Source organism: Archangium sp. (assembly GCF_036277355.1).
Classification (GTDB): domain Bacteria; phylum Myxococcota; class Myxococcia; order Myxococcales; family Myxococcaceae; genus Archangium.
Genome location: NZ_DASUNC010000195.1, coordinates 1 through 20,555, shown reverse-complemented (window position 1 = coordinate 20,555; position 20,555 = coordinate 1). Strand labels below are relative to the sequence as shown.

Sequence of the window (20,555 nt, the reverse complement as noted above, 5' to 3'; positions counted from 1 at the left end):
GGCCATGCGCCTGCGTCACCTCGCCCTGGTCCTCGCCCTGCCCCTCCTGCCGGCCTGCAAGAGCCAGAAGGAGGCGCCTCCCGCCCCGAAGACCGCGGCCAAGGCACCCGCCACCCAGAAGAGCCGCATCGGCCTCGTGCTGGGGCTCGGAGGTCGCGGGGACCAGTCCTTCAATGACTCGGCGCTGCGGGGCCTGGAGGTCTGGGCCGCGGGCGTGAAGTACGAGGAGGGTGGCTACAAGGACGTCACGCCCCAGGAGCACGAGCCGCTCGGCATCACGCCCGTCATCCTCCAGAGCCGGGTGGCCGAGGACTACGAGCCCAACCTGCAACTGCTGGTGGAGGAGCAGGGCGTGTCGCTGTCGCTCGCGGTGGGCTTCATGCTGGAGAACGCGGTGGAGGCGGTGGCGAAGCGCAACCCGGACAAGCACTTCCTGCTGGTGGACAGCCCACTGCTGTCCGCCCAGGGCGAGCCGTACACGCTGCCCAACGTGCGCACCGTCGTCTTCCGCGAGGAGGAGGGCTGCTACCTGGTGGGCGCGCTGGCCGGGCTCGCGACGAAGACGGGCAAGGTGGGCTTCGTGGGCGGCATGGAGATTCCGCTGGTGAAGCGCTTCGAGGCCGGCTTCCGCGCGGGCGTGGCGGCCACCAACCCCAAGGCCACCGTGGTGTCCAACTACACCGGTGGCTTCACGAATTTCGCGCTCGGCAAGCAGGTGGGGCAGGACCTGCTGACCAAGGGCGCGGACGTGCTCTTCGCCGCCGCGGGCGTGGACGGCCTGGGCGCCATCCAGGCCGTGAAGGAAGCGCGCGACGAGGGCAAGAGTGTCTACGTCATCGGCGTGGACTCGGACCCGTCGCACCTGGCACCCAAGGCCGTGCTGTCCGCGGTGGTGAAGCGCGTGGACCTGGTGGTGTACGAGGCCGTGCGAGATGAGGTCCAGGGCCGCTTCCAGGGCGGCAGCCTGTCCCTCGGCCTCAAGGAGGGCGGCATCACCTACGCCCCGGTGCGGCTGGACTTCCCCGGCAAGGCCGACGCCCTGGCCCGGCTGGAGGAGCTGAAGGGGAAGATCATCGCCGGGGACATCCAGGTCCCCACGCACCCGGATCAGCTCCGGCCCGCCACCGCGGCTCCTGGCACGCCCTGAGCGCTCGCGCTAAGGCGCCTTCGTGGCGGCCTGGAGCGCCTTGCACGCGGGCTCGAGCCCGAGGTTGCACGCCTTCTGGATGAACTCGCGGGAGCGCTCCGGGCTCTTCGCCACGCCGCTGCCACTGCGGTGGGCGATGCCAGCATTGAGGCAGCCGCCCGGGAGCTCCGCGGCACAGGCCTTCTCGAAGAGGGAGACGGCGCGCTTCGGATCCTTCGCCACGCCCTGTCCCGCCATATAGGCCACGCCGAGGCTGTTGCAGGCCGTCATGTGTCCCGCGTCGCAGGCCTTGGTGAAGAGGGCCGCGGACTTCTCCAGGTTCTTCTCCACGCCCTTGCCGTTCGCATGGGCGATGGCGAGGCTGAAGCACCCATCCGCGTGGCCCTTGCCACAGGCCTTCTCGAAGGAGGCGCCGGCACGCACCGGATCCTTGTCCACGCCCAGGCCCGCGTTGTAGGCGAGGCCCACGTTGAAGCACCCCTTGGCGTCCTCCGCCTTGCAGCTCTTGTCGAAGAGCGCGAAGGCCTGCTTCGGATCCTTCTGCACGCCCGTGCCCTCCGCGTAGGCGATGCCCAGGTTGTTGCAGGCGTCCAGGTGGCCCTTGTCGCACGCCTTCTTGTAGAGGGCGGCCGCGCGGGCATCGTCCTTGCTCACGCCCGCGCCCTGCGCGTACGCCAACGCCGCGTTGAAGCACTCGCCCTTGTCGCCCTTCTTGCAGCCCTCCTCGTGGACCTTGGCCTGGCGGGCCAGCTCCTCGCGGCCGAAGAAGGCCTCCTGCTTCTCGGCGGCCTTCGTCGCGGGCTTCGGTTGCTGCGCGAGGGCGGACGCCCCCAGCAGGGTGATGGCCAGACCGAGGCCGAGCACCCACGGGCGCCGGCCGTTCTCGGTTCCAGAGCGAAGCATGTGGAAATCCTCCCGGGCACCAGGGCCCATCCTGTCGGACGGGTATAGCCAGGATCTCCGCCCGCGCGAAGGGGACTCGGCCCGGGCCACCGTCCTGGCTCAGCGCGGCGACCGGACCCGCCGGGGCGTGCCTCCTCCAGGGCCCGGCTGCCGTGGCTTCGCCGGAAGCGCTCCTCTTGTGCAAACGGGGTTGTACAACCACGGTTGTGAATCCGACGGGAGGACCCATGTCCACGACGAACCTCGACATCGCGCACCGTTACTTCCGGGCCATCGAGCAGGGAGCGACTGGAGAAGCGCTGGCCGCCTTCTTCCACCCCGAGGTGACGCAGATCGAGTACCCCAACCGGCTCGTCCCCACGGCAGCCACGAGGGATCTGCGGGCGCTGCTCGAGGGAGCGGAGCGCGGCCAGAAGGTGGTGGCCTCGCAGCGTTGCTTCTCCACGCGGCTGCCGGGCTGGGGCAACCTCGCGCTCTGGGGCGTGCTCTTCTTCCTCGCGGAGCGGGTGCTGCCCGGCCTGGGCAAGGACGAGTCGGCCCGGTATGCCTTCACCGTGCGCCAGTACCTCCTGGGCCTGCTCATGCCCGAGCTGGACTTCCGCAGGACGTTCGCCGCCACGCCCCTGTCCTGGCTGCGGCTCACCACGTACTTCTCCAATGTCTCGCTGCTGCTGCTGCTCGGCATCCACGTCTTCAATCAGCGCGAGGTGTCCTATGCGTCCCGTTGATCCGGGCTCCACCCGCGCGCTGCCCCGCCGGCTGCTGGTGGCCGCCGTGCTGCTGCTGGGTGCCCGGGTGGCCAGCGCCGTCTACGAGAAGCCCCCCCCTCCCAGCCCTGGAGCCTGGTGGCCTGGGTTCCCCTGGAGCAGGCCGAGGCCCTCTCCCGCGAGCGCCATCTCCCCATCCTCTATTACTTCTCCGCCGACTGGTGCTCGCCCTGCCAGCTGATGGAGCGCGACGTCTTCAACAACGACTACGCGGCCCGCAACATCAACACGCGCTACATCCCCGTGAAGCTGAAGGATCGCCACCAGGAGGACGGAGAGAACCCGCCCGCCGTGCAGGCCCTCATCAAGGCGCACTCCGTCAGCGCCTTTCCCTCCTTCGCCGTCGTGGGGCCGGACGGAAAGCGCCAACGCCTGACGCGCGGCTACGGCGGCTACACCGTGACGCTCCAATTCCTTCGCATCCCCACGCCTTCGGATTGAGTCTCCACGTTCGCGGTCTACAACGACACGCGGACGGGCGCGCCCAACGCGCTGGACATTGAGTCAGCAGCAGCGCCCGCCACCCCCGCGGTAGCGGGCGCGCATGCGCTCGTCGAAGAACTCCGGGTAGCTCATCACCGGCTTCCCGGGGTGCTTCAGACGCATGTGCTGGACGTAGGTGTCGTAGTCGGGCACGCCGATGATCAACCGGGCGGTCCGCACCGCCTGGAGCCAGAAGCCCCTCAGCCTGTCCCTCGCGGCGCCCATGTCAGTGGCCCGCCGTGGCCAGGGGAACGGGGGCGGTCTCCTGGGCGGTGGGGCCGGCCGAGCGGCGGGCGGCCAGGGCCGCGCGGATGCCGAACGAAACGGTCGCGATGACCAGCAGCATGAAGAGCACGGTGAGGGTGGCGTCCACGTAGTCGTTGGTGATGACGCGCTCCATGTCCTCCAGGCTCTTCGCGGGCGCCAGCACCTTGCCCTCGGCGGCGGCGGCGGAGAACGCGCGGGCATGGGCGAGGAAGCTCACCCGGACCTCGCCGCCGAACACCTTCTGCCAGCCGGCGGTGAGCGTGCAGCACACCAGCCACACGGTGGGCAGCGCCGGAATCCACAGGTAGCGCTCGCGCTTCATCTTCACGAGCACCACGCAGACCAGCGTCAGCGCGATGGCGGCCAGCATCTGGTTGGCGATGCCGAACAGCGGCCAGAGCGTGTTGATGCCGCCCAGCGGATCCACCACGCCCTGGTAGAGGAAGTAGCCCCAGCCGCTCACGCAGATGGCCGTGGCGAGCAGGTTGGCGGACCAGGACTCGGTCTTGCGCAGCGGCGCGTACACCAGGCCGGCCAGCTCCTGGATCATGAAGCGGCCCACGCGCGTGCCCGCGTCCACGGTGGTGAGGATGAAGAGCGCCTCGAAGAGGATGGCGTAGTGGTACCAGAAGGCCATCATGCCCGCGCCGCCCACCAGCCCATGGAGGATCTGCGCCATGCCCACGGCCAGGGTCGGCGCACCGCCCGCACGGGAGAGGATGGAGGACTCGCCAATCTCCCTGGCCGTCATGCTGAGCACGTCGGGGGTGATGACGAAGCCCCACTCACTGATGGTCCGCGCCGCCTGCTCCACGGTGGTGCCAATCAGGCCCGGCGGCGAGTTCATGGAGAAGTACACACCCGGGTCCAGCACCGAGGCGGCGATCAGCGCCATCATCGCGACGAAGGACTCCATCAGCATGGCGCCGTAGCCCACCATGAGCGACTCGCCCTCGTTGGCCAGCATCTTCGGCGTGGTGCCGGAAGAGATGAGCGAGTGCCAGCCGGACACCGCGCCACAGGCGATGGTGATGAAGAGGAACGGGAACACGTTGCCGGAGAACACGGGCCCGGTGCCGTCGATGAACCGGGTCACCGCCGGCATCCGGAGCTCCGGCGCGGCCAGGACGATGCCCACCGCCAGCAGCAGGATGGTGCCAATCTTCAGGAAGGTGGACAGGTAGTCGCGCGGCGCCAGCAGCAGCCACACCGGCAGCACCGAGGCGCAGAAGCCATAGGCGATGAGCATCCACGCCAGCGGCTTGCTGCCAAAGGTGAACAGCGGGGCCACGGACGGTGCGTCGGCGACGCGGCCGCCCAGCCAGATGGAGAGCATCAGCAGCACGAAGCCGAGGATGGACACCTCGAGCACGCGGCCGGGGCGCAGGTAGCGCAGGTACACCCCCATCAACAGGGCGATGGGGATGGTCATGGCCACGGTGAAGGTGCCCCAGGGGCTGTCCGTCAGCGCCTTGACCACCACCAGGGCCAGCACCGCGAGGATGATCATCATGATCATCAGCACGCCGATCATCGCCACCACCCCGGCGGCGGGACCCAGCTCCAGGCGCACCATGTCGCCCAGGGACTTGCCGTCGCGGCGGATGGAGAGGAAGAGGATCATGAAGTCCTGCACCGCGCCGGCCACCACCACGCCGAAGAGGATCCACATGGTGCCCGGCAGGTACCCCATCTGCGCGGCGAGCACCGGGCCCACCAGCGGACCGGCTCCGGCGATGGCCGCGAAGTGATGGCCGAACAGCACCCACTTGTCGGTGGGTACGTAGTCCAGGCCGTCATTGCGCAGTTGCGCCGGCGTGGCCCGCGAGGGGTCCAACCTCAAGGCCCTGTCGGCGATGAACCGCCCGTAGAAGCGGTAACCGAGCATGTAGACGCAGACGGACGCCACCACCAGCCAGGTGGCGTTGATCGTCTCGCCCCGGTGCAGCGCCACAGTGCCCAGACAGAACGCGCCGATGATGGCGACCAGTGCCCAACCCAACCTGCTCGCGAGACGACCCATGACCCCTCCGCTCCTGTGTATCGCGGCAACGTTCCCGCCGGGTCGGCACGGGGTCAATGATCAAGTTCCCCCCCCTCATGCACCACTCATCAACACAACGCGCCGCGTGAGGCCCCTCGGGTGACAATCCAGCCGGATCTCGCGAAACCAGGAGTCCACACGTTGCGCATGCGCCCTCTCCCTCTGGGAGAGGGCGGGGGGTGAGGGTCGTCACCCATCACGCGGATCATGGGCGGAAGACCCTCACCCTAGCCCTCTCCCAGAGGGAGAGGGGACACCCACGGACGCTCGGACCGTTACTCCTTGCTCTTGGGACCACCGCGCTCGAGCTGGCGGATGATGTCCGAGAGATCGTCCTGCTCCTCCTGGATGACGAAGACCCCTTCCTCGGCGGGCGCGGGTCTGGGCGGAACATCGTCCTGCGTGACGCGCTTCGGCCTGGGCGCGACCGGCCGGGGAAGAGGCTCCGGCATCGGCGCTGGAGTGGCCCGAAGTGAGGGAACGGACACGGGAGGCAGCTCGGGCGGAGCCTCCTCCGCGGGAGACGGCAGGTTCCAATCCGTCTTCCGGTTCAGCCACTCCGCGTAGCGCGTGAACGTCCACGAGCCATCGGCGGCGCCCGTCTCGATGGCGGACGGGAGCTTGAAGAAGTGGCCCTGGCGCACGAGGCTCTTCACGGGCGTACTGCCCGGGAGCACCTCGCACTCGGGCACACGGATGCCGAGCTCCGGACGGTAGCGCAGCCGCTGGCACACCACCCCCACGAGGCAGTCCGCCAACTGCGCGCACACCGCGCCCTGGATCTCCGGCGGAAAGGCCGACACCACGCGCTGGAGCGCCTCGGCCGTGCTCGCCGAGTGCACCGTCGCGAGCACGAGGTGTCCCGTCTCCGCCGCGTTCAACGTCAGCCGCATCACCTCCGGGTCCCTCATCTCGCCCACCATGAGGACATCCGGGTCCTCGCGGAGCGCGTCGACGAGCGCCTGCTCGAAGGAGGGCGTATCCCGGCCCACCTCGCGCTGGCGGATGAAGGACTGGCGCGGCACCAGCGCGTACTCGATGGGGCTCTCCACCGTGATGATGTGCCGGGCCTCGCTCAGGTTGATCTCCTGCAGCAGCGCCGCGAGCGTGGACGTCTTGCCGGAGCCCGTCGGGCCGCTCACCAGCACCAGGCCGTGGGCCGGCTCGATGAGGCGGCGCAGGTCCGGGTGCAGGTTGAGCTTCTTCAACGTGGCCTGGGCGGAGGCCAGCAGACGGATGGCGAAGCCCACGCCGCGCGCGGTGCGCAGGATGTTGATGCGGCAGCGCTGGCCCTCCACGTTGCGCGAGACGTCATACGAGCACCGCTCGAGGAACTCGGGCCATGCGGCATCACCGATGATGTCGCGCGCCATGGCGGTGAGCACCGAGCCCGGCACCGCCTCCCCCGCGAGCCGCAGCGCGCCGCGGATCCGCAGCGCCATGGGCATCTCGCCCTCCAGGTGGATGTCGCTCGCTCCCTGCTCTCGGGCGAGCCGGATGAAGGCTTCGAGTCCCACGTGTGTCCCCTCCGACCAGGGCCGTTCCAAGCAACCGGTATGCCGCGTGCGCTTCCGGAGACACTCATAGCCAGGAAGCACCAGGGCCTGCCGGGTTGTCCGGACAGAGAGAAAAGCGGACGACACTTTGTCCCACCGCTCACTCCCACTCGCTCAGGGGACGATCCGACCCGGGGTGTCCGGCCGCGAGCGTCTCCTCTTCCCGCTCCTGCGTGAAGCCGCTGGCGCTGGAGAGCTTCGTGTCCCCATGGGGATTGTCCGCCCGCACCACCGAGTGCGAGTGCGCCCGCTCGGGCCTCGCCTCGGACAGGGGGCGATGGCTTCCCGGCCGCCCCTCGGCGAGCGTGCCGCGGCCCGGCTCCAGGTGGACGTACTCGAATTCCCCCACGGGCTCGCGCGGCCTGAGGAGGGCGCTCATCGGCTCGGGCAGGGCCTCGCGCAGCCGGTGCACCGTCCCGGGAGACAGCGCCTCCGCGAGGAACTGGCAGACGACACCCGTGAGCTCCACCGCCTGCCCCAGCGGCACCCGCGTCCGCTCCGCCACCCGCGCATGCAGCTCCGCGAGGTTGAAGTCCTGGTGGGGGCGTACGTCACGCAGGCTCTCGGCCAGCGGGGCCGGAAGATCTTCCGCCAGGGCCTGGACGACGGGCCAGCTCAGCCGCTCCCCCAGCACCGAGAGCACCGCGCCGAGGGTGCGCTCCGCCTCCTCCCGGCCAGGGAGGCCCGCGTGCTCGGCGACCTGGGACAAGAGCTCCTCGTGCGTCATCATGATCTTCCTCGCGGGCCGATTCACTCCCACGTGAAGTCATATTCACTGTCGAGCGGGCCCAGCACCCCTCCCCGGACGCGCACGTTGCGCGCGCCCAGCCGCTCGAGCACCTCCACCATGGCGCCCTCGTGGTACGGCATGGGCAGGAAGCTGCGCCGCATCACCAGGCGGCCGTGCCGGGGCCCCAACCACTCCATCGCCCGCTCCCCGTAGTTGGAGGTCACCTTGTAGATGGCCTGGAGGCTGGCGGAGATGTGGTCGGTGCTCGCGCCGGACTGCGAGCACATCGCGCTGCCCACCGCGGAGGACATCAGGCCCACCGCCGCCTTCTGCCCCAACATGCGCAGCACCTGCTCCGCGCCCCCATGCCGGGCACTCAGCTCCCGCACCGCGGCCATGGTCAGCCGGAGGAGCAGCGTCACGGAGTAGTTGACGAAGTCCATCAGCCGCTGCTGGCCGAGCACCGCCTGACATCGCGCCACGGCCGCCTCGTCCCCGAGCGACCGGACCGCCTCCAACGTGCGGTTGAGGAACAGCCCGCGCGCGGTGTCCTGGGAGGTCGCCAGCTCCATCAACTGCTCCAGCGTGCGCTCCCAATCCGATTGCATTCCCATACTTCGGCTCGTGCTCATGTCCACCCGGCCCGCCTGTCCCTCCGCCTCGGCGAGGGACTCCCCCAGCATAGGTCAGGGTCCGGGTGGATTCCTACTTTGCGGGGAATCCCCGGACCAGAAGTGTAGCCCGGTAGTCCGATTTCGAGAGGACGGTACAGCCGGGCGGCGTGGAGCCCGGGAGGCTTGCGAGCGGACACGCGGCATGGTGGCGTTCCACGGCGAGACGTGTGTGCCGTCCAGCCAGACACTCCGGGGGTGATCTCAAGATGGACAACGTGAAGCTCGAGAACGTGCAGGTGCTGGGTGCCAACCTGTCGAACGTGCTGAACGCATTCGGCAGCTTCCAGCTGCTCGCCAGCCGCATCATGTTGGAGGAGGGGCTCGGCGAGGAGTCGAAGGAGGGCGTGGTCCAGTTCGACAAGGACCGGTGGTACCCGGTGACGCGCTGGCTGGCCACCTTCGAGCGCATCGGCCGCGAGTATGGGGAGAGCATGCTCGGCCAGGTGGGGCTCGCCGTGCCGAAGAACGCCCTCTTCCCGCCCTTCGTGACGGACATCGACAGCGCGATCAAATCGGTGGACGTCGCCTACCACATGAACCACGCCCTGGACGGGCGGCCCATGTTCTCGCCCACCACCGGCACCATGACCGAGGGCATCGGCCACTACGGCTACTCACGGGTCCCCGGCATGAAGCAGATCCTCTGCGAGTGCGACAATCCCTATCCCTGCGCGTTCGATCTGCACCTGCTCCAGGCGATGGCGCAGCGCTTCGAGGTCACCGCCACGGTGACGCATGACACCTCGAAGCCGTGCCGCAAGCGGGGCGGCGCGAGCTGCACGTACATCGTGAAATGGGTGTAGTCACCGCATGAGCGACGGACTGCTTCGGAAGTACGCCTGGCCCCTGGCCGCGGCGGGTGTGGCGCTGGTGCTGCTCCTGCTGCGTCTCGCATCACTCCTGGAGCTCGGCTTCGTGGCCGATGACTTCGCCCACCTGGTGGAGGATCGCCCCCAGCCCTGGTACTTCGCGCAGGATCACCTGTACCGCCCGCTGCGCAACGCGACGTTCCGCGTGCTGCCGGCCCTCTTCGGGCTCGACCCGGTGCCCTACCGCTTCCTGGTCATGGCGGGCTTCCTCACGTGCCTGGTCCTGCTCTTCGTCTTCCTGCGGCTCCAGGGCGTGGGGCTCGCGGGCGCCCTGTCCGCCTGCGTGTTCGCGGCGCTCCACCCGCGCAACCAGCGCGTCCTGTACTGGTTCGCGGCGGCCCAGGACATCGTGGTCGCCTGTGCGGTGCTCGCGGCCCTGAGCGGGTGGAGTCTCTTCCGGCAGCGCGCGTCGAGGGCCGGGTACGTCCTGGCGCTCGTCTCCTTCGGCGTGGGGCTGGGCTTCAAGGAGCCCGCCATCGTGCTCCCCGCGCTGCTCGTCATCGTGGATGTGCACCGGCTCGGGGCGGACTGGAGGGCCGTGCGCACCGCCCGCTTCTGGCGGCCGTACCTGGGGCTGCTGCCGGTGCTCGGGCTCTACGCGGCGTTCGTGCTGCTCTACCCCGAGGGCCGGCTGCGCCAGGCGGAGGCAGGCGCCAGCATCTATGGCGTCAGCACCCTCCTCCAGTCCGTGCTGGCCCTGGTGCGCACCCTCTTCAACCTGGTGCTGCCCTTCGCCCCGCCGCTCGCCCTGCGGGATGTGACGGTGCCCCAGCTGGCCTGTGCCGTGCTGGTGCTCGCCGCCGTCGTCCTGCTGGCGGTATGGACGCGGACGCGCCGCGCGTGGGGAGCGGCCGCCGCCTGGGTGCTCGTCGCCGCGGTCCCCACCAGCGTCTTCGCCCGGACGAACAATGGGGACCAGTACCTGTTCCTCCCGATGCTCGGCATCGCCTTCGGACTGGCCTGGAGCTTCGACGTGCTCTTCCATTCGAGGACCTGGGTACGGGCCGTGGGCTGCGCGGTGTTGATGCTCCAGGCCTTCTTCGGTGCGCGGTACCTCGCCCGGGCGCACGAGGAGTGGCGGGTCGCGGGCGAGCTCGTTCAACGCACCCTCCAGTCCGCGCGGGCCATCCCCTCCTCCGAGACGCTCACCACCCTCGTGGTCGTCGACCTGCCGCACATGAACGGGCGGGCGCCGGTGCTGAACAACGGGCTCAAGGGCGCGCTGATGTCCGTGGGGTTCCCCCGCTCCCTCGCGTTGGAGGTCAACCACCAGCGGCCCGGCACGGACCCGGCCCAGGAGGCGCTCGTCCAGGGGCTCCTGGCCTGTCCCGCCGGGCCGGTGGGTCCGGCGCCCCGGCGAACGTTCGTCTGGGTGGACGGAGCCTTGGTGGAGCGCACCGGAGCCTGCGCGGAGCGGTGGGTCCACGAGGATGAGCAGCGCCGGGCCCTGGCCTGGGTGAAGAGCTGAGCCCGTGTAGCGGCGGAAGCAACGCCATGGGCCCGTGCCCGTGGCCTGGGAAGCAACACCTACCGGCTCTCCGACAGACTCTCCCTCTGGGACAAACGGGCAAAAGCCGCCGGTACGGTGATTGCAGAAATACCGGACCGGACGACGGTGTCCCCCAATCCAAGGATTCGACATGATCTCCAAGAACAAGTTCCTGGGTTCCCTGCTGCTCGCCATCAGCCTCACGGGCGGTCAGGCCCTCGCCTCCAGCATCGAGCCCGTGCCCGATCAGGAGCTCGAGGAGGTGCCCCTCACGGATTCCGAGGCGCAGCCGGTGACGGTGGACCTGGCGTTCCGGGACGCGGAGCCCTCGAAGGAGCAGTCCATGGAGGAGGAGTTCCTTCCGGATCTGCCCGTGCTGCTGGACGGCAAGCTGTACTCGGCCGAGGAGCTGGAGAAGGCGGGCATCCAGCTGCCGCACTACGTGCTCGACTCGAACGCCGCCGAGCAGAACATCCTCCTGGGCTTCCGCGACGCGGCGTCGCTGAAGGTGTACCTGGAGAGGACGGGGCAGATGCCCTCGAGCGAGCCGCAGGCCGCCGCCGCGCTGCCGTGCTGGTTCCGGCCGCCCGCCTACTTCTTCGATGGCACCTACTACACGGGCAGGTACTTCTCGGTGCGCCCGGGCTTCGGGTACGCCAACCTGGGCATCTGGGACAACCGCATCTCCTCCATCCGGGGCACCCGGTGCGGCCGCTGGACGCTGCTCACCGAGCTCCCCTACTTCCAGGGCCGCCGGCTGTGGCTCGGCGCCAGCTGGGCCGTCCCCAACCTGAGCAGCTACCGCATGTACCCGTACTTCTGGCCCTTCCGCCAGACGTGGAACAACCGCGCCTCGTCCGTGATGGTGTTCTGGTAGGCCGGACGCGGGAGAACCCCGGGCTCCAGGTGTGAGCCCGGGGAGTGTGGCTCACGGCTGCCGGGTGAAGACACAGCCCGGCACCTCGCCCTCCGGGAGCGGGCAGGACGCGGTGCCCCCATCGGGCGTGGAGTACGTCCTCGGATAGCCGGTGTACGCGGTGCGCAGCGTGTAGTTCGCCTGCCCGTAGTCCATGCGGTCCACGGCGCTCACGAACACGTGGATGGAGCCCCCCCGGAGGAAGCGCGGCTCGAGGCAGGCGCAGGCCTGGGGCCGCACCGTCACCCGCGTGACGCCGTCCCCGCGTTCGAGCGAATACAGCGGCTGGAGCTCACCGGCACCGCCCGCCGGCGAGTACCAGGCGCGCATCGGCGCCCCGCTGTAGGCGAGCGTCAGGGGGGCGCCAGCACTGCCCGTGGACACGGGGGTGCAGACGCCACTCGCGTCCAACCGGTCCCCATCACAGAAGGACAGGGCCAGCGAGAGGCCATGGGGCACGCCCCCATCGGGCAGGTCCGCCACCTCCCACTGCAGCTCCCAGGTGCGGTCCAGGGGCGTGGGGAGAGGGGGCAGGATGAAGGAGAAGCTGTCCACGTCGGTGGGCACGGCGTCGTAGTCCCGAGGGCCCCGCACGCCCTGCCCCTTCGAGGGCTCATGTCCGACGAGCCCGCCCAGGCCGTGGGAGAGGGAACCGCGCACCTCGTACTCGGCCCCCCTGGGCGGCGCGGGGAAGGCCGTGCCGGCATCATCGCTGGCCAGCATCTTCGGCTCGGGGGTCTCCGTCACTCCGCCCTTCTTCCGGGAGGTCTCGTCCGGGTCGTCCAGCCACTCCACCTCCAGGCGGTAATCCCTGTCATCCGCCCAATGGGAGCCCTCGTCCTGGACGAGGAAGAAGTAGCTCACCGAGGCGCCGTGTGGCGGCACGGGCAACACGCCCTCGAGGTTGCGCAGGTGGGGGAAGGCCTCGGACTCGTCGCGCGAGGAGTGCAGGCACAGCGGCGTGCCCTGGCCACACCAGCCATCCACCCGGGACGTCACCTCCGGGTCCGTCCCGTAACCGTTGCCCTTGGGGCACACGTCCGCCTTCGTGACGCAGTCATGGGCCGAGGAGCCCTGCACCTCCGAGAGGACGCGCACCAGCCGGTGCGGAGCCCCTGGCAGCGGAGGGAAGCGGCCTCCCGTGGACAGGGGCACCAGACGGTAGTGCAGCACGGTGTGCACGGTGCTCGAAGGCAACCGCACCGCGTACCAGTCCTTGTCCTGCACCGAGCCCAGGCGCCCCGTGAAGGATGCCGATGCCGGTGGAGCCTTTCCCTCGAAGCTCACGGGACGGGCCCGCGCCAGCTCGTCGTTGTCGGTGGGAGACTCCTGGACGTCCGCCTCGTCCAGCACCTTCACGTCCACCGTGTATTGCAGGCGGAGGTCTCCGGGAGGCGGCCCGCTGGAGGTGCCGCCGTTCCAGGCCCGCACCAGCACCTGCCACCGTCCCGCCACGGGGGCCCGGCGCGCCGTGGCCAGGTCCGCGGCCACCGTGGGGGAGTCCACGTGGGCCTCGTCCTCCACGGTGCCGTCCGGGCGCAGCAGTTGGTACGACAGGAGGGAGGCCGAAGGAGGAGCGAGGCCCGGCGCCGTCACCCGCGCGTAGACGATCTTCCCGGCCGGCACGTCGAAGGCGAAGCGGTCCACGTCTCCGTCGGTGGCCAGGAAGCCGGAGGCACTCCCCACGGCGGCGCCCTCCTGATTCGTCAGCGGCACGGACGTGGCCATGTCCGCGGTGTCATTGGGCTCGTGGGCGTCCGGGTTCTCCAGCACCTCCACCCTGAGCGAGTACGGGTTGCGCACGTCGTAGCCGGGCTGGCTGGGATTGGCGGGCGTGTCACTGAGTTGGAGGAGCAGCCTCGCGCCCGGCTCGGAGAAGGGCAGGAGGAACTCGACGGGATGGGGCTCGCCCTCGCCGTGCGCGTCCACCCGGCGCGGCGCCAGCTCGCCGCCGTCCTCGTGCAGCAGACGGACGGACAGGCTCACCGGAGTACTGGACACACCATAGCTGGCGGTGACGCGCAGCACCGAGCGGGGCCCCAGGTCCGAGGGCATCCGCACGCTGTAATAATCAGTGTCGTGCTCGAAGGAGAGATAGCGATCCTTCAGGGGCACACCGGGCGTGAGCTGGCATTCGCGCGAGCGCAACGCCTCTTCCTGGGTGTTGCAGAGGTCCGCGGGGCCTTGCGGGGGACAGGCGGTGAGGACGAGCAGCACGAGCGGCAGCAGTCGAGCGGGAGTGTGCATGCGGAGCGCGGGGGGCAGGTGTGAACGGAGCGCATGCTACGGCTTCGAACGTCACCTGGGGTGGCGGACCGCATCGAGCTGTCACAGCCGGGAGTGAACCCGGGAAGCGGGGGTTGAGTTATACATCGTGCTTGGAATTTGGAGCCGAGTTGCCAGGAATTGGCCCCGCCGAGGGCCCTGGTCCCGGGCACTGCCCTTACGCGCTCCCCTCCCCGGCCCCGCTCCTGCGCCCATTGGCACCACTCTTGTCGGGAGCCGTCCCCGGCCCTCTGCCGCCCCGGCGCCGGCGCCGCCGCTTCATCGGGGCGCGCCCGGACTGGCCTCCGAGCTCTCGCAGCACCCGCGCGCGAACACCGCTCTCCAGCTTCAACTCCTGCAGCAGCGCGTGCACCTGCTGGGTCCCGTTCGGGTGGCGCAACGCCTCGCCGAGCCGCTCGGCGATGTCGATCCGCAGCGCCACGGAACCGAGCACCTCATAGCCGAAGGCCCGCGCATTCCTGCCGCCCAGGTCCGCCGCCTCGAGCACCGGCTCGCGTGGAACGCCCTGGGGTGCCGGACTCCGCTGGTACAGCGCCGTCAGCAGGCAGCGCCGCTCGAGCGCATGCGGCGCGAGCGCCTCGGTGACGTAGAGGAAACGCTGCCCCTGGCGGACCCCCAGCGCCCTCAAGCGCTCGCGTGACTCCTCATCCAGCATCCGCCACTGCTCTCGCGCCGCCTCCTGGGACGTCACCCCCAGCCCCTCGGCCAGACAGTAGGCGAGGCCCCGCATCGCCGCGGAACGGCCCGAGCCGGTGAGGGCCTCGGCGGGAAAACCCCCCATCGCCTCGGTGACCAGGTCCCGGGACAAGGCCACCAGCCGGCGCTCGAGCAGCCGCCGCGCGCCTCCCGTCCAGACCTCCGGCTCCGCGAGCGCGATCTGCGGGGTGCGCCGGTCCTTCCCGGGCACCAGACGGGCCAGCGGCTGCCCCTCGAACGAGATGCTCCCCGACGCCTCCACCTCGAAGGCGTCATGCGTCGCGTCCACCACCCGCTGGACGAACTGCTCCTCCGTCATCGCCCCGCCGTCGGCACCCGGTACCTCGCCCAGCAGCTGCCCCAACTTCGCGAAGGGGCTGTCCGACTCGGAAGCGGGGCGTGCGGCGGCCCTCACGAACCGGCGTGCACTCCTGCGCGCCGCCCGCTGCACGAAGCGCTCCACCAGCCGCTCATGCAGGGCATCACCCAACGCGTCCTCGATGCGGCGGGTGCGCTCCTGCCAGTGCTCGGCGTCGTGCAGCCAGCTCGACCGATGGCTGATGTACGTCCAGATGCGGATGGCCGCCAACCGGTCCATCAGCGTGTGGATGTCTCCGGAGACATCGTCGAGCGGCGACACCTGCTTGGACAGCCAGGATTGCTCCAGCTTTCCGTCCCCGTCCGAGAGCTGGAGGAAGGTCTCTCGCAACAGCGCGACGTGCTGCCCGAAGAGCCCCTTGCGGAAATCCGGAATCTGGCAGACCTGCCACAGCAGCTCGACCGTGGCCCGGTCGGTGGCGATGTCTCGAATGGCGGGAACGTTCGAGAGTTCCTTGAGCGCATCGAAGTCGTCCGCGCGCTCCACGCGGATGAAGCCATGGTGGTTCGGAGCCCGCGACAGCGAATCCAGCAGGGACTCCGGGCTCGAGAAATCGAGCGAGGCATTGCGCCAGATGAGACGGCGCACGGCTGGAAACCGGTGGGACTCGATGGCGGAGATCACCCGCGGAGGCAGCTCGGACAGGGAGTTCAGGGTTCCGAACGTCCCGTCATTCAAGTGGCGTCCCGCGCGGCCGGCGATCTGCGCCAGCTCGTCCGGGAAGAGCTCCCGCTGCTCGGCGCCGTCGTACTTGGAGAGCGCCGCGAAGGCCACGTGGTGGAGGTCCAGGTTCAACCCCATGCCAATGGCATCCGTGGCCACGAGGTACTGGACCTCGCCAGACTGGTACATCGCCACCTGGGCGTTGCGCGTACGCGGGGAGAGCGCGCCCAGCACCACGGCCACCCCACCCCGCAGACGGCGCAGGGCCTCGGCGAGCTCATACACACGGTCCGCGGAGAACGCGACCACGGCCGAGCGCGGAGGCAGGCTCTTCAGCGAGCGCGTCCCGGCGTAGCGCAGTTGGGACAGGCGGGTGGCGCGCTTCACCGACGCATGGGGGATGAGCGCCTGGACCATGGGCCGCATCGTGTCCGCGCCGAGGAACCACGTCTCCCGGCGCCCCCGCGCATGCAGCAGCCGATCCGTGAAGACGTGCCCGCGTTCCCGGTGGGCGGCGAGCTGGATCTCATCCACGGCGAGGAAGTCCACCTGCCGATCGGTGGGCATCGCCTCGACGGTGCAGATCCAATAGTCCGGGCGGGGAGGCAGGCGCTTCTCCTCGCCGGTCATCAGGGCGACCCGTCCCTCGCCCACGCGAGCGGTCACCCGGTCGTAGACCTCCCGGGCGAGCAGGCGCAGCGGCAGACCCATCATGCCCGTGTCGTGCTCGAGCATGCGCTCGATGGCGCGGTGCGTCTTCCCCGTATTCGTGGGCCCCAGCTCCGCCACGACGACGGAAGACCGGCTGGAGGGGCTGGAGTTCATTGGCGAAGTCTAACCCCGAACAGGGTCCTCCGCCTGGGTCACATGAGGGCCGGGCCCCCCGGGGGTTCAGGGGGACAGGCGGCGCCGCAGCTCCCCGAGTGCCCGCTCGCCAGCGGCCGTGGCGGCCAGCAGGTCCGTGACGGCGTCACGGGGGAGCGTGAAGTGATGCAACAGCGCCCCGATTTCTCGCGCTCAGAGATAGGGCTGGGAGCTCACCGGATAGCCGTAGGTGCCCTGCAGGTAGCTCTGGACCCAGGGGCTGACCGGCCACCTCCAGGTGTAGCGGAAGAGGTCATGGAGGTTGACTCCGGCGGCCTCGCTGGCGGCGAGGACGAAGTTGTCCACGGCGTCCTGGGTGGTGGCCGCGTCCGTGGCGGCGCCCACCCTCCTCCACAGCCGGTTGATGAAGTCCGAGCCGTGGACGCGGTGCAGGCGCAGGACGAACGACGCGAAGAAGTCCGTACCGCCCAGGCCATGATTGTTGGGCGGAGCCTGCCCGGCCCTCAACGTGTTGCTCCACGTCAGGCCCGGGTTGAAGCGATAGGCGTCCACCAGCCCCTGCACGGCCAAACGGAACGTGTGGAAGGGGTACCCGTTGATGGGGGCGCCACTCGCGCTCACCCCCGCATGGTCCATGGCCAGGAAGCGCATCGCCACCGCATAACCCGTGGTGATGGAGCCCGTGTTGTCCGTCCCCACGTACTCAATCTTGCTCCCGTAGAACCAGAAGTTGCGCCCCAGCTCATAGAAGGGCGTCTGCTCGTACTGGTTGGAGTAGAAAGCCGCGTTGCAGATGGTGCTGAAGGTGGATTGCAGGAACTCGACTCCCGTGTGGCCAAAGAAGCCACAGGCGCTGCCGCCAGCGCCACACCCGGTGTACACGCCCGAGGGCATCGCGGCCAGGCTGTTCAAGCCCTGGTAGAGGAAGTGAGGGGTGGGGGCCCGGCCCGTCGCGTTCAGGTAGAAGTCGTAGCCGCCGTCGATCGCATCGATGATGTTCATCAAGGTGCTCGCCGGGCAAGTCGTCGTGTCCGGTGTCCTCAGCGCCACCGAGCGTCCCTTCCAGGCATACAGACTGTAGGAATTGCCAATGAAGCTCGTGTAGGGCGCCCGGAGCACGCAAAACCACGAGTAGGGATTGTTGAAGTCCAGGAAGGAGGCGGAGTCTCCGTCCACGTGCTGCTGCCGGCAGGCCGCGTCCAGGCTCATGTTGTAGTCAACACCATTCAGCCGGCACTTCCAGCCGTACGCGTTGAACTGCACCAGCACCTCGTAGGCACTGGAGCCATGGGTTTGCTGGCAGTAGGCATTGAGATTGATGCTAGGCAGCGCCATGGCGGACGCGCGCTCCGGCAACAACACAATGCATACCGCCACCATGAGCAGCACGGCCAGTGGGGCCCGGCGGCCATGCCCCGCGAACGGACGTCGACCCTGCATGGTTTCGCTTCTGCGACGCACGTGCGCCGGTGACCGCGCCGGGGTGGCCTTTGCGGTGAGTGTGTTTTTCTTCACTCATGGCAGATACGCTACTGTCCGGTCCAGGTCAATACGACTCCGTATTCCAGGAATTCCCAGTGGGCCGCCGGTCATCAGCACCCCCGCCGAGGCCTGGGTGAGCACGCGAGTCAGCGGGGTGGGGGCTCCTGCCCGAGCAAACGATGGAGGGCTTCGTTCAGCTGGGCCCAAAGAGGTCAGGACGGCTACGGCCACAGCTCCAGCCACTCGGCGTACAGCTGCGCGTCTCTTCCCACGCACTCATGCGGATCCGTCACGCACAGGCCGGTGGAGCTGATGACGAGCTTCCACTGTGCGTTCATCCGCTCCGGCGCCCAGTGGGCGATGGCGGCCTCCTCGCAGGCGTCCCGGTTCTCCTGCGTACCGGCCTGCCCGCGGGCGATGAGGCCCCGGTAGCGATCGGCGCCTGGAGCGGTGGCCAGCGGAGGCAGCGTCCAGCTCGCCCAGGCGCCGTTCGTGCCCATCGCGTCACAGGGCGAGGCCAGCGTCACCACCCGTCGCACGGCGTAGTCCCTGCCAATCACCCCCGCGTGGCCTCCGCCCTGGGATTGGCCCGAGACGATGATCTTCGCCGGGTCGAGGACACAGTCCGTGGTGCAGGCCGGCTGGGTGAAGTAGCTGCCCCAGTTGCCCGCCGGGTCCACCGTGTCGCGCAGGTACAGCAGCAGCGCCTTGAGCCGGGGCAGGATGGCATCCGCCTTGTCCATGGACGTCACCGCGCTGCCCGGCTGCACGCTCCCGGAGATGAGGGTGCGCCGCGTGGCCAGGAAGCAGGCATCACTGTCGGAGCAGAGGGAGCGGACGGAGGGCTGATTCTGGTACGACAGGCCAATCATCCGGTAGCCCTTGGAGACGGCGCTCGCGTACAGGGTGTGGTCCCTGTCCGCGTACGCGGTGCTCAGGATGTCCGCCGGCTGGCTGCCCGTGCCGGGCAGGTAGACGATGAGCTCCGCTCTGGACGGGCTGGTGGGGCGCACGACGACGTGCGGCGCGGGGGAGTTGCCCGAGCCGGCGGTCCCTGCCTCCGCCGGGGTGACGAACCCGCAGAGCGCACCGCTCGGCCCGGCGCAGCTGCTCACCTGCTGCATCACCCTGCCCCGCGGCTCCGGCGTGGGCACCTGCTCCGCACCGCACCCCAGGCTCAACCACAACCCCAGCATCCCCGGGGCCCACCCCGGACTCCACGTCTTCAGGCTCTTCATCTCGAGTACTCCTGTTGGCGCGCAATATGGGGGGATGCGCGAACCGGGTTCAACCCGGACCGGCGTGGAAGCGATGGATACGAAAGACCCGGCGCCGCGGAGGGCGCGCCGGGCCTCGGGAGGGCGCTATGCGGCCAGGCTCCGCTCAGAACGCGCAGGAGGTACCACCGCCCCACCACACCGTGTGCTTGTAGAAGTTATTGACGAAGAAGTTCGGATCCATCCACTGAATCTGGTAGCACTCCTGCCACTTGTTGTAGGGAGCCGTGGTGCCGTTGGGCACGCGCATGGTGGCACCCGGCTTGACGACATACGTGGCCTTGCCAACGTTCTGGTTCTCGTTGACATTGTGATACCATTGGGCCCTGGCCTGCGAAGTGTCACCCTGATCGTTGATCATCACGTCGCTGGTGGTGTAGCTCCAGGACATGCTGGCGTTGACAGAGGCACCATCGTAGCCGGCGCTGGTGCCAACCGAGACGCCCACCGAGGTACTCCCCTGCGTGGTGGTGGGGTCGCGGTCGCTGACGAAGTAGTTGAGACCGTTGTACCTGCCCCAGACCTTCTGCCACATGTCCGCGGTGCGCCAGTCATTGCCCCAGGCCTGCTTGCCGGGCACGGACTCATGCCGGAACTCGATGTTCCACCAGTCGTAGGTGGTGGAGCCGTCGTTGCTGAGCTTGTAGAACAAGGTGAAGATGTTCTGCTTGCCGTGCGGGTTCAGGTCATAGAACGTGGACCGCTGAAGGACCAGGGTCCAGCCGGCGGCGAGGGTGTTCACGTCCTGCGCGCCCGCCTCGTCCTCCTTCAGGCGCTCGGCGGCCCACTCATAGGCAAGCCTGGCAGCGGTGGCCATGTTCTTCTCGCCGATCTGGAAGACCTGCTGCACGCCCCGGCGGTCAATGAAGAGGCCGTAGGCACTCTCGGACTCCTCGACGCCATGGGAGTCAATCGAGCGCAACGGCTGGTCGAACTGGGCGTCGACCAGACCCCTGGCGATGGACGTATCCCCGAACACCACCACGGGGTTGCCGGCGCGAACCTCCTTGAACAGCGCCTCCCGGTCGACCACGCTGGTGCGCGCGTGCGCCATGACGATGTAGCGCTCACCCGACGCCCGGCTCTCCCGGATGGCGTCCAG

At 69.2% G+C, this 20,555-nt stretch carries 17 protein-coding genes; 6 read left to right on the top strand and 11 right to left on the bottom strand.

All coding sequences use genetic code 11. The features are described from left to right. Positions 1 to 4 precede the first annotated feature (4 nt). The gene (locus VFZ09_RS47980; RefSeq protein WP_329734568.1) at positions 5 to 1,147 is read left to right on the top strand and encodes a BMP family ABC transporter substrate-binding protein; all 1,143 of its coding nucleotides are present in this window, start codon (positions 5 to 7) and stop codon (positions 1,145 to 1,147) included. A gap of 9 nt (positions 1,148 to 1,156) precedes the next feature. On the opposite strand, the gene VFZ09_RS47975 is transcribed toward VFZ09_RS47980, so the two are convergent. Then, positions 1,157 to 2,050, bottom strand: coding sequence for a tetratricopeptide repeat protein (locus VFZ09_RS47975; RefSeq protein ID WP_329734567.1), 894 nt, complete (start codon positions 2,048 to 2,050; stop codon positions 1,157 to 1,159). 227 nt (positions 2,051 to 2,277) lie between these two features. Between VFZ09_RS47975 and VFZ09_RS47970 the strand changes: the two genes are divergently transcribed. Both VFZ09_RS47970 and VFZ09_RS47965 read left to right on the top strand, forming a co-directional pair. Next, positions 2,278 to 2,778 carry a hypothetical protein gene (locus tag VFZ09_RS47970; RefSeq protein WP_329734566.1) on the top strand — a complete coding sequence of 167 codons (501 nt, stop codon included), beginning with the start codon at positions 2,278 to 2,280 and terminating at the stop codon, positions 2,776 to 2,778. A 117-nt stretch (positions 2,779 to 2,895) separates the two neighbouring features. Beyond that, complete coding sequence (locus VFZ09_RS47965) at positions 2,896 to 3,258, top strand: thioredoxin family protein (protein WP_329734565.1); 363 nt, start codon at positions 2,896 to 2,898, stop codon at positions 3,256 to 3,258. 63 nt (positions 3,259 to 3,321) lie between these two features. On the opposite strand, the gene VFZ09_RS47960 is transcribed toward VFZ09_RS47965, so the two are convergent. From VFZ09_RS47960 to VFZ09_RS47940, 5 genes are all read right to left on the bottom strand, one after another. Further along, on the bottom strand, positions 3,322 to 3,525 hold the full coding sequence (locus tag VFZ09_RS47960; RefSeq protein WP_329734564.1) for a YbdD/YjiX family protein: 204 nt from the start codon (positions 3,523 to 3,525) through the stop codon (positions 3,322 to 3,324). A gap of 1 nt (position 3,526) precedes the next feature. Beyond that, positions 3,527 to 5,590 (bottom strand): carbon starvation CstA family protein, encoded by a 2,064-nt coding sequence (locus VFZ09_RS47955; RefSeq protein WP_329734563.1) that lies wholly within the window; start codon positions 5,588 to 5,590, stop codon positions 3,527 to 3,529. A gap of 296 nt (positions 5,591 to 5,886) precedes the next feature. Then, entirely contained in the window at positions 5,887 to 7,128 is a 1,242-nt protein-coding gene (locus VFZ09_RS47950) for an ATPase, T2SS/T4P/T4SS family (RefSeq protein WP_329734562.1), read from the bottom strand. A 139-nt stretch (positions 7,129 to 7,267) separates the two neighbouring features. Continuing rightward, positions 7,268 to 7,897, bottom strand: a complete 630-nt coding sequence (locus VFZ09_RS47945) for a DUF2267 domain-containing protein (RefSeq protein WP_329734561.1) — start codon at positions 7,895 to 7,897, stop codon at positions 7,268 to 7,270. 20 nt (positions 7,898 to 7,917) lie between these two features. Then, on the bottom strand, positions 7,918 to 8,505 hold the full coding sequence (locus tag VFZ09_RS47940) for a TIGR02265 family protein (protein WP_329734560.1): 588 nt from the start codon (positions 8,503 to 8,505) through the stop codon (positions 7,918 to 7,920). A 272-nt stretch (positions 8,506 to 8,777) separates the two neighbouring features. On the opposite strand from VFZ09_RS47940, the gene VFZ09_RS47935 reads away from it, so the two are divergent. The 3 genes from VFZ09_RS47935 (at position 8,778) to VFZ09_RS47925 (ending at position 11,806) form a co-directional block, all read left to right on the top strand. Further along, complete coding sequence (locus VFZ09_RS47935) at positions 8,778 to 9,374, top strand: hypothetical protein (RefSeq protein ID WP_329734559.1); 597 nt, start codon at positions 8,778 to 8,780, stop codon at positions 9,372 to 9,374. Between the two features lie 7 nt (positions 9,375 to 9,381). Beyond that, positions 9,382 to 10,908 carry a hypothetical protein gene (locus VFZ09_RS47930; protein ID WP_329734558.1) on the top strand — a complete coding sequence of 509 codons (1,527 nt, stop codon included), beginning with the start codon at positions 9,382 to 9,384 and terminating at the stop codon, positions 10,906 to 10,908. Between the two features lie 172 nt (positions 10,909 to 11,080). Further along, positions 11,081 to 11,806 (top strand): hypothetical protein, encoded by a 726-nt coding sequence (locus tag VFZ09_RS47925; protein ID WP_329734557.1) that lies wholly within the window; start codon positions 11,081 to 11,083, stop codon positions 11,804 to 11,806. A 51-nt stretch (positions 11,807 to 11,857) separates the two neighbouring features. Here the strand turns inward: VFZ09_RS47925 and VFZ09_RS47920 are convergent, their stop codons facing one another. From VFZ09_RS47920 to VFZ09_RS47900, 5 genes are all read right to left on the bottom strand, one after another. Further along, positions 11,858 to 14,092, bottom strand: coding sequence for a cell-cell cohesion protein MtsF (locus VFZ09_RS47920; protein ID WP_329734556.1), 2,235 nt, complete (start codon positions 14,090 to 14,092; stop codon positions 11,858 to 11,860). A 196-nt stretch (positions 14,093 to 14,288) separates the two neighbouring features. Beyond that, on the bottom strand, positions 14,289 to 16,694 hold the full coding sequence (locus VFZ09_RS47915; protein WP_329734555.1) for a helicase-related protein: 2,406 nt from the start codon (positions 16,692 to 16,694) through the stop codon (positions 14,289 to 14,291). Between the two features lie 192 nt (positions 16,695 to 16,886). Next, positions 16,887 to 18,134: a calcium-binding protein gene (locus VFZ09_RS47910; RefSeq protein ID WP_329734554.1), complete on the bottom strand. Its 1,248-nt coding sequence runs from the start codon at positions 18,132 to 18,134 to the stop codon at positions 16,887 to 16,889. 263 nt (positions 18,135 to 18,397) lie between these two features. Then, a complete protein-coding gene (locus VFZ09_RS47905; protein WP_329734553.1) occupies positions 18,398 to 19,414 on the bottom strand; it encodes a BPSS1187 family protein in 1,017 nt (338 codons plus the stop codon). 145 nt (positions 19,415 to 19,559) lie between these two features. Next, on the bottom strand, positions 19,560 to 20,555 hold a 996-nt coding region (locus VFZ09_RS47900; RefSeq protein ID WP_329734552.1), incomplete at its 5' end, for a hypothetical protein.